Annotated in this window: 5 protein-coding genes; 2 read left to right on the plus strand and 3 right to left on the minus strand. The window is 71.2% G+C overall.

Features of this window, described 5'->3' with window-relative positions; translation table 11 throughout:
* Positions 1 to 420 precede the first annotated feature (420 nt).
* The 3 genes from D7X55_RS29620 to D7X55_RS29630 all read right to left on the minus strand — a co-directional run bounded on the left by D7X55_RS29620 (position 421) and on the right by D7X55_RS29630 (position 7,505).
* A complete protein-coding gene (locus tag D7X55_RS29620) occupies positions 421 to 3,198 on the minus strand; it encodes a TonB-dependent receptor domain-containing protein (RefSeq protein ID WP_121724822.1) in 2,778 nt (925 codons plus the stop codon).
* 229 nt (positions 3,199 to 3,427) lie between these two features.
* Positions 3,428 to 4,711, minus strand: a complete 1,284-nt coding sequence (locus D7X55_RS29625) for a hypothetical protein (RefSeq protein ID WP_121724823.1) — start codon at positions 4,709 to 4,711, stop codon at positions 3,428 to 3,430.
* Position 4,712: 1 nt separating this feature from the next.
* Positions 4,713 to 7,505, minus strand: coding sequence for a TonB-dependent receptor domain-containing protein (locus D7X55_RS29630; RefSeq protein ID WP_233610148.1), 2,793 nt, complete (start codon positions 7,503 to 7,505; stop codon positions 4,713 to 4,715).
* Between the two features lie 369 nt (positions 7,506 to 7,874).
* On the opposite strand from D7X55_RS29630, the gene D7X55_RS29635 reads away from it, so the two are divergent.
* A complete protein-coding gene (locus D7X55_RS29635) occupies positions 7,875 to 8,984 on the plus strand; it encodes a GRAS family protein (protein WP_120551794.1) in 1,110 nt (369 codons plus the stop codon).
* The coding region (locus tag D7X55_RS29640) for a CinA family protein (protein WP_147470259.1) at positions 8,981 to 9,163 on the plus strand (183 nt) is incomplete at its 3' end. The genes D7X55_RS29635 and D7X55_RS29640, both read left to right, overlap by 4 nt.

Below are 9,163 nucleotides of genomic sequence, written 5' to 3' on the forward strand. Positions count from 1 at the left end.
CCTATTAAGTCGTCGGCAGCGTCAGATGTTTATAAGAGACAGTCCCAGGCCTGCAGCGCGGGCAGCTCCACGTCGTCCTGGAAGGAGAACGCGAGCGTGGCGCCGCTGCCGTCGGCTTCCAGCGGCAGCGACATCCGGAACCGGCTGCGGGCGCTGCTGTAATCCGTCCTGTCGACGACGTCCCCGTAGAGCAGCTCCAGGATGAATTCGCCGGAGGCATCGGTGACGGCGGTCGCGAAGGGCTCGAAGACCTCCGCCTCCGGATGCAGGCGCTCCAGGGTCAGCGTCTCGCCGGAGCGCGGGGCGCCGTCCCGGTGGAGCGCTCGGCCGTAGGCGAAGATGGGGTCCTCGGCATAGCGCTCGCATCCGGTGAGGGCGGAGGTCACGAGCGCCAGGGTAGTGACGAGTGCGCGTCGCATGTCAGTAGGTCGCCTTGAGCCCGAAGAGCGGGAGGATGACGGGGATGCGGATGGGCTTGCGGATGGGAGTGACGGCCCGGGGGGTGTCGGGGTCGAGGTTGGACTCGGCGCCGTACTCGTAGGCCACCACCTCCTGCTGGGCGGAGATGTTGAGCACGTCCAGCGACGCATCCAGGGTGAAGTCCTGGTAGGCCCACGACTTCGCGATGCGCGCGTCCACGCGGAAGAACGGCGCCAGGCGCTGCGTGCGGTCCAAGTCCTGCCGCACCCATTCCTGGCCCCCGTCGGCGTTGGTCACCCAGCGCTGCGTCTGGGAGGTGATCTGCCCCGTCTCCGGACGGCCGGTGTTGAAGTGCACCACCGTGCCCACGGTCCAGTTGTTGCCGAACTTGTAGCTGAGCGCGGCGTTGAACGTGTGCGCCTGTTCGAAGGCGAAGGGCAGCGTGCCGTCCACCGTCTCCATCACCTTGTTGTCATCGCCGATGCGGCCGAAGCGCGCCTTCCGCTTGCTCTGAAGGAAGCTGTAGGACACCCAGCCGAACCAGTGGCGGCCCAGCGGGTGGCGGGCCATCAGGTCGAAGCCGTAGGCATAGCCGGAGGTGGCGGGATCCGTGTCCAGGCCGAGGCGCCGGCGCCGGTTCTCCAGCACGTCCGTCAGGTCGAACTCCACCGCGCGGGACAGCGGGTTGAAGTACGCATCCGCGCTCAGCTCCAGTCCCTCGAAGGCCTTCCACTCCGCGCCCACGTCGAACTGCGCGCCGGACTGGAGGCCGTAGCGCAGGCTCGCGGTGTCGATGGCGGGCACGTGCACCAGCACGGTGGGCGGCTGGTGGTACAGGCCCGCGCCGCCCTTGAGCGTGAGGGTGTCCGTCAGCGCGTGGCGCACGGACAGGCGCGGCTCCACCGCGGTGAAGGTCATGCCCGGCACCAGGTGGTACGCGTCCACGCGCAGCCCCGGTGTGACGGTCCACCGGTCCGAAGGCCTCCACGTGGCGGACGCATACGCGCCGGAGAAGGTGGCCAGGGCGCTGGGCCGCTTGAGTGGATCCGCGTCGTCGGAGGGGCGCCAGCCCGGCGGCCGCGCGGTGCCGGTGATGACGGTGGCCGAGCGGCGGTGCTCCACGTCCGCGCCCACGGCCAGGTCCAGCGAGGACGTCAGCGCGCGGCGCCATCCCGCGCGCGCGGAGATGCTCGCCTGCGAGAGGCTGTACTCGCCCACCTTCTCGCGAATGAGCTCCTTGCCGGTGTCGCGCGTCTGCTCGCCGGAAAGCCCCAGGCCATCCCAGCCCAGCGTGACGCCTACTTCGCCCTCGCCGCCCGCCAGCGGGTGCGTGCCGCGCAGGTCGATGCGGTGGAAGCGTGACACGACGCCGCCTCCGTCCGCGGTGTCCCGCAGCTCCGGTGCGACGCCCACGTCATCGGAGCTGCCCAGCGCGAACAGGCGCAGGCGGCCCCTGCCTACCTTCTGCTCGACGCGCGCCTGGTAGTCCCAGAAGCCCGCACGCAGCTGCTCCGCCTCCTTCTTCTGGAAGGCATTGGCCGCCAGGGAGATGAGCATCGCGGTGTAGCTGATGCGGCCCGCCAGGCTGACGCTGGTGCCGGTGGACTCGAAGGGCTGCTCGATGAAGCCGCCCGCGTTGATGAGGTCCGCGTAGGCGGTGAAGTGCAGCCGGTCCTCACGAGGACGGCTGAGGCGTCCCTCCACCGCGCCGCCGAGCACGCGGCCGTACTGCACCGGAGGCGCGCCCGAATAGAAGTCCACGGTGTCGATGAAGTCCGGGTGCACCACCGCGGGCCCGAGCAGCAGGTGGTACAGCATCGGGATGCGCACGCCATCCAGGAAGAAGCCCGTGGCGGCGGGTTGGCTGCCGCGCACCACCGGGTAGCTGATGCCTGATGCGAGGCTGCCCACGCCCGGCATCAGCATCACCACGCGGAACGGGTCACCCAGCGTGCCGGGCACCTCGCGGATCTCCTGCTCATGCAGGCTGATGCGCGTCACTTCCGTGCGAGGGCGCTCGTCGCGCACGACGGTCTCGTAGGGGTTCACCTCGCGAGGCTGGAGCCGGTAGACGACCTGGAGTGTCTGGCCCTGCGGCAGCGTCTCCTCGAACACCGTCGTCGCGTGGCCGGGAGCACGGACCTCCACCTTGTGCGGCCCCGGCGTCACGTCCAGCGCGAAGCGGCCCTGCGCGTCGGTGGCGCCGGAGGGCTGAAGCGCGCCGTCCAGGAAGAGGGCCGCATCGGACAGAGGCCTGCGCGTGCCGCGAGCGCGCACCTCACCAGAGAGGTGCGTGGTGGAGGCAGGGACCTGCACTGGGGGCGCGAAGCGGTAGACGAACGGCAGGCGCACCGCCACGGGGGCACCGCCCAGCGTGGCCGGGGTGAAGCGCAGGCCCGGGGCGGCGGCGAGCGCCGCATCGGTGAGGCGAGGCTCGGCGGCGGCGCGCGTCACCTTCGCTTCCGCGACGCGGCCCTCCACGTCCACCAGCAGCTCCAGCTCCACCTCGCCGGGCGTGCCCTCCAGTCCTTCGGGCCACGCGGCGGGCGCGTCGGCGGTGAGGCTGGGAGGTACGAGCGTCGTATCGCCCGCGTCGGGAGAGAGGCCCAGGCGCAGGGCGTCCTCGGCGGAGAGGGCTTGACCCGCGTCGGTGGCGTGGACGTCCACTTCAATGGCGCGGGGCTCACTGGTGGCGGAGGGAACGCCTTGTGCGTGGGAGGTCGCGCCGGACAGCAGCACGAGCACCAGCACCCAGCGGACAGCAGGGGGAACGGACATGGGCGGGCGCTTCAACACCGGTCCCCCGCGAAAGTGTCACCCGCGCTGGCGCCAGACGGCTCCGGCCCGGTGAGGGCACTGCATGCATTCATGGGTTCGGCTCAGGCGCCCATGACTTCCCCGGCCCGGGACGGAAGTCAGTTCACGCAGGGCATACGGACCGGGACGCGAATCCCGGTGGTGCCCTTTCGCGCCCAATCTACGGGATGCCGCGTCCCGAGTCGCGCCTCTACTCGAAGATGGACAGCTCGGAGAGGGTCTGGAGCTCAGCGGGTTGGATGGTGCCGTTGTAGCCCCGGGTCTGCACGGTGAGCCGCACGAAGCGCACGGGGTCCGTGGGGGTGAGGGGCACGTCCTGGAAGACCGGCTCCTTCCGGCCCAGGGGAAGCGGCCCGTCGCCGTAGGGGGAGTCGCCGGTCGACTGGACGTTGAAGCCGAACTGGATGTCGAGCAGGTTGCGCTCCCGCGAGGTCAGGTCCTGGAGCGTGACGCGCGCCAGGGATTGCCACTGTTCGCCGTCCGCGCTGCCCTCCAGGAGGAGCCAGTCCTTGCCCTCGGGGCCCGGCACGTAGCTCAGCCCGCGCACCACCGCGCGGCGGGGCATGCCCGGCTGGGGCAGGGTGACGGCGAGGCTCTTGGCCCGAGCAACGCCCTGCTCCTGGGGCAGGTCCACGGGCGTGAGCAGGCCATCCGTCCATGGACAGGCACCGGAGGGGGACGGCTCGCACGCCGCGCCTCGGCTGAGGGGGCGCAGCGTCCCCGCGGGCAGTGGTTCGGCGCCGGTGCGCCACTCCAGCTGGAACTCCACGGAGCTCATCTCGCTGCCCAGGGGAGAGTAGAGCCACGTGCCGCGGCTGGCGGCGCGCAGCAGGACGCGAGGCCCGGCGAAGTCCTCCAGGACGTACGGCCCCGGCGTCCACGGTGACGTCGTGCCGGGCTCGCGCCAGAGCAGTGAGTCGCCGGACATGACCCACAACAGGGGCTTCGGGTCGGTCGCCAGGAGGGGGATGAATTCGCCGGTGAGCCCGTCCTGCATCTCCATCGTGTCCGCCGTCGGAGGCTGGGCGGGCGCCGGGGGCGCGGAGGGGAAGGCCACACTGGGACCCTGCGCTCCCATGCTCACGACGGGGTGCGCGTCCCAGGGCTGCAACGTGGGCAGCTCCACGTCGTCCTGGAAGAGGAACGAGACAAAGGCTCCGCTGCCATCCGCATCCAGGGGAAGCGCCAGGGTGAACCGGTTCATGTCCCTGAAGGAGTACGTATCGGTGACGGCCTCGCCGTAGAGCAGCTCCAGGGTGAACTCGCCGGACGGCTCGGGGCTGAGGGTACCGAAGGGCTGGAAGCTCCGGGTCGCCGGGTCCATGCGCTGGATGCTCAGCGGTTCGCCGGAGTGAGGCGTGCCGTCCCGCCGGAGCGCGCGGCCGTACACGAAGACGGGGTCCTCGGGATAGCGCTGGCAGCCGGTGACGGCGGAGGCCACGAGCGCGAGGGAGGTGATGAGTGCGCGTCGCATGTCAGTAGGTCGCCTTGAGCCCGAGGAGCGGAAGGATGATGGGGATGCGGACGGGGGCCCGGGTGGGCTTGATGTCCGTGGGGGTCGAGCCGCTGAACTCCGATTCGAGGCGGTACTCGTAGGCCACCACCTCCTGCTGCGCGGAGAGGTTGAGCACGTCCAGCGACGCATCCAGGGTGAAGTCCTGGTAGGCCCACGACTTCGCGATGCGCGCATCCACGCGGAAGAACGGCGCCAGGCGCTGCGCGCGGTCCAGGTCCTGCCGCACCCAATTGGACGAGCCGTCCGGGTTCGTCACCCATCGCTGCGTCTGCGAGGTGATCTGCCCCGTCTCCGGGCGGCCGGTGTTGAAGTGCACCACCGTGCCCACGGTCCAGTTGTTGCCGAACTTGTAGCTGAGCGCGGCGTTGAACGTGTGCGCCTGCTCGAAGGCGAAGGGCAGCGTGCCCTCCACTGTCTCCAGCACGTGGTTGTCGTCGCTGATGCGGCCGAAGCGCGCCTTCCGCTTGCTCTGAAGAAAGCTGTAGGAGACCCAGCCGAACCAGTGGCGGCCCAGCGGGTGGCGGGCCATCAGGTCGAAGCCGTAGGCGTAGCCGGTGGTGGCGGTGGCCTCGCGCAGCGCGCTCCGTCGCCGCTGGTTCTCCACCACGTCCATCAGGTCGAACTCCACCGCGCGGGACAGCGGGTTGAAGTACGCGTCCGCGCTCAGCTCCAGCCCTTCGAAGGCCTTCCACTCCGCGCCCACGTCGAACTGCGCGCCGGACTGGAGGCCATAGCGCAGGCTCGCGGTGTCGAAGGCGGGCACGTGGATGAGCACGGTCGGTGGCTGGTGGTACAGACCCGCGCCACCCTTGAGCGTGAGGGTGTCCGTCAGCGAGTGACGCACGGACAGGCGCGGCTCCACCGCGGTGAAGGTCATGCCCGGCACCAGGTGGTACGCGTCCACGCGCAGGCCCGGCGTCACCACCCAGGTGTCGGACGGTCTCCAGGTGGCGGACGCATACGCGCCGGAGAAGGTGGCCAGGGCGCTGGGACGCTTGAGCGGATCCGCGTCGTCGGAGGGGCGCCAGCCCGGCGGATGCGCGCTGCCGGTGATGACGGTGGCCGAGCGGCGGTGCTCCACGTCCGTGCCCACGGCCACGTCCAGCGAGGACGTCAGCGCGCGGCGCCATCCCGCGCGCGCGGAGACGCTTGCCTGCCGCAGGCTGTACTCGCCCACCTTCTCGATGAAGAGCTGGCCTCCGGCATCGGCCCGCGTCGCCTCGCCGTTGAGGCCCAGGCCGTCCCAGCCCAGCGTGACGCCCACCTCGCCCTCGCCGCCCGCCAGCGGGTGCGTGCCGCGCAGGTCGATGCGGTGGAAGCGCGACACCACGCCGGCCCCGTCCGCCCTCCTGCGCAGCTCCGGCGAGATGCCCACGTCGTCGGAGCTGCCCAGCGCGAACAGGCGCAGGCGGCCCCTGCCCACCTTCTGCTCGACGCGCGCCTGGTAGTCCCAGAAGCCCGCGTGCACCTTGTCCACTTCCGGCAGGACCTGGGTTGCCAGTGAGATGAGCAGCGCGGAGTAGCTGAAGCGGCCCGCCAGGCTGACGCTGGTGCCGGTGGACTCGAAGGGCTGCTCGATGAAGCCGCCCGCGTTGATGAGGTCCGCGTAGGCGGTGAAGTGCAGCCGGTCCTCACGAGGACGGCTGAGGCGTCCCTCCACCACGCCACCCAGCATGCGGCCGTACTGCACCGGTGGAGCGCCGGGATAGAAGTCCACGGTGTCGATGAAGTCCGGGTGCACCACCGCGGGCCCGAGCAGCAAGTGGTACAGCATCGGGATGCGAACGCCGTCCAGGAAGAAGCCCGTGGCGGCGGGTTGGCTGCCGCGCACCACCGGGTAGCTGATGCCGGACGCGAGGCTGCCCACGCCTGGCATCAACATCACCACGCGGAACGGATCACCCAGCGTGCCGGGCACCTCGCGGATCTCCTGTTCGTGCAGGCTGATGCGCGTCACTTCCGTGCGAGGGCGCTCGTCGCGCACGACGGTCTCGTAGGGGTTCACCTCGCGAGGCTGGAGCCGGTAGATGACCTGGAGCGTCTGGCCTCGCGTCAGCGTCTCCGTGAACGTCGTCGTCTCGTGGCCGGGAGCACGGACCTCCAGAGTGTGCGGGCCCGGCGTCACGTCCAGCGTGAAGCGGCCCTGCGCGTCCGTGGTGGCGGCGGGCTCGGCCGCTCTGTCCAGGAAGAGGGCCGCGTCGGAGAGGGGTTTGCGCGTGCCGCGAGCGCGCACCTCGCCGGTGAGGTGCGTGGTGGAGGCAGGGACCTGCACCGGGGGCGTGAAGCGGTAGATGAAGGGCAGGCGCACGGCCACGGGTGCACCACCCAGCGTGGCCGGGGTGAAGCGCAGGCCCGGAGCGGCGGCGAGCGCCGCGTCGGTGAGGCGAGGCTCGGAGGCGGCGCGCGTCACCTTCGCTTCCGCGACGCGGCCCTCCACGTCCACCAGCAGCTCCAGCTCTACCTCGCCGGGCGTGCCCTCCAGTCCTTCGGGCCACGCGGCGGGCGCGTCGGCGGTGAGGCTGGGAGGCACGAGCGTGGTGTCACCCGCGTCGGGAGAGAGGCCCAAACGCAGGGCGTCCTCGGCGGAGAGGACCTGGCCCGCGTCCGTGGCGTGGACGTCCACTTCAATGGCGCGAGGCTCACTGGTGGCGGAGGGCACGCCTTGTGCGCGGGCGGCCGCGCCGGACAGCAGCACAAGCGCCAGCACCCAGCGGACGGCGCGAGGGTGCGGCATGGGCGCGCGCTTCGACACCAGCCACCCCGCCCGTCTGTCACCCGGGACAACGTGAACACCGCCTGCGTTCATGGATTCGACCCCTGGCGTCCGTGACCTCGCCCGAGGCGGAAGTCGCTTCACGCAGGGCATACGGACCGGGTGGGAAGTCCCGGCTGTGCCTTTCTGCATGAAGTCGATGGACGCCCTCGCCCCCGAGTCGTCCGTTTCCACCAGCACCTGACACGGTCCCCGCATCGCGCCAGTCCGTCCCCGGGTGCCGCGCGCTGTGTGGACGCGCACGGCCCGATGTCCCGAGGTGCCGCCCCCTGGAGCCGCGCCAAGGGCGGTCGTTACACTTTTTCATGTCGAGCGGACACCACGGCCAGGGTTCCGCGGGGAGGTCGCATGCGCACGCCGAAGGACGAACTGCTGCTCCGGGCGATGGATCATGCGCTGTCCGCGCGAACGCTGGAGGCGGTGGAGGCGCTGGCGGACCTCTACCGGTTGCTGGACGTGGAGCGCATCCCGGAGGACGAAAACTACGCCGTGTTCGCGACGGCGCTGTCACGCCGGCTGGAGGGCGCGACGGGGGCGCTGCACCCGTACCGGGCATCCGAGGTGGACGGGGGCGCGCCGCAGATCGACCTGTTCCGGCGCTTGATGAAGCACCTGCCGCTGGCGTCGGCGGCGGACGCGGTGGCGAACGCGCTGCTCGCGGGCTTCCTGCGAGGGCACGCGGAGGCGACGCTGTTGGACGTAGGCATCGGGCAGGGGCGGCAGGAGTGCAACCTGCTGCGGGCGCTGGCGAAGGCGGGCGCGCTGCCCCGGCGCCTGACGGTGGTGGGGGTGGACCCCAGCGGCACCAGCCTGGCGGAGGCGCGCGACGCGGTGCTGGCGGTGGCGAAGGAGGTGGGGCTGCGGCTCGAGTTCATGAAGCTGGAGTCGCCGGTGGAGGACCTGAACGTGGCGACGTGGGCCGCGCTGCGGGCGGTGCGCAGGCCGCTGGTGGTGAACGCGGCGTTCGCGCTGCATCACGTGGCGGAGAAGGAGGTGGGGGGGATGGAGGCGCGTGACGCGGTGCTGGCGAGGCTGGCGTCGCTGGGGCCGGTGGGGGTGGTGATGTGCGAGCCGCACGTGGACCACCACCGTGCGCCGGCGCGTGAGCGATTGAAGAATGCGTGGAATCACTTCTCCCGCGTGTTCCAGCTGCTGGATACGTTGGAGATACCGGGCTCGGAGCGTCGCGCCCTCAAGCGGTTCTTCGGCCGGGAGGTGGATGACATCGTGGGCACGGTGAACGAGAAGGAGCGGTGCGAGCGCCATGAGCCGGCCTCGGCCTGGTGGGAGCGCTTGCAGCGCGCGGGCTTCGTGCCGCGAAGAGGACCGGAGCCGGTGTGGCCCGGCGACGTGCACCCGGCGGTGGGGCTGCTGCGCGAGGAGGGCACGGTGGGCATCACGTTCCGCGGTGACGTGCTGGTGTCGGTGCTGGCGGCGGTGCCGGGGGAGGGCGCGTGAGCGACCTGGAGGCATTGGCGCCGAAGGTCATCTCGAGGTGCCGGGAGGCCGGGGTGCGGCTGGTGCTGGCGGAGGCGTGCACGGGCGGGCTGATGACGGCGGCGCTGACGGACGTGCCGGGGGCCTCGGCGGTGGTGGAGCGGGGGTTCGTGCCGTACTCGAACGAGTCGAAGGGGGAG

The sequence above is a fragment of the Corallococcus sp. AB049A genome, from assembly GCF_003668885.1.
In the GTDB taxonomy this organism is placed as follows: domain Bacteria; phylum Myxococcota; class Myxococcia; order Myxococcales; family Myxococcaceae; genus Corallococcus; species Corallococcus interemptor.

Bases quoted from the DNA above. Each gene is read 5' to 3' on its own strand.
- D7X55_RS29635 (WP_120551794.1), top strand. From the start codon at position 7,875: ATGCGCACGCCGAAGGACGAACTGCTGCTCCGGGCGATGGATCATGCG.
- D7X55_RS29625 (WP_121724823.1), bottom strand. From the start codon at position 4,711: ATGCGACGCGCACTCATCACCTCCCTCGCGCTCGTGGCCTCCGCCGTC.
- D7X55_RS29620 (WP_121724822.1), bottom strand. From the start codon at position 3,198: ATGTCCGTTCCCCCTGCTGTCCGCTGGGTGCTGGTGCTCGTGCTGCTG.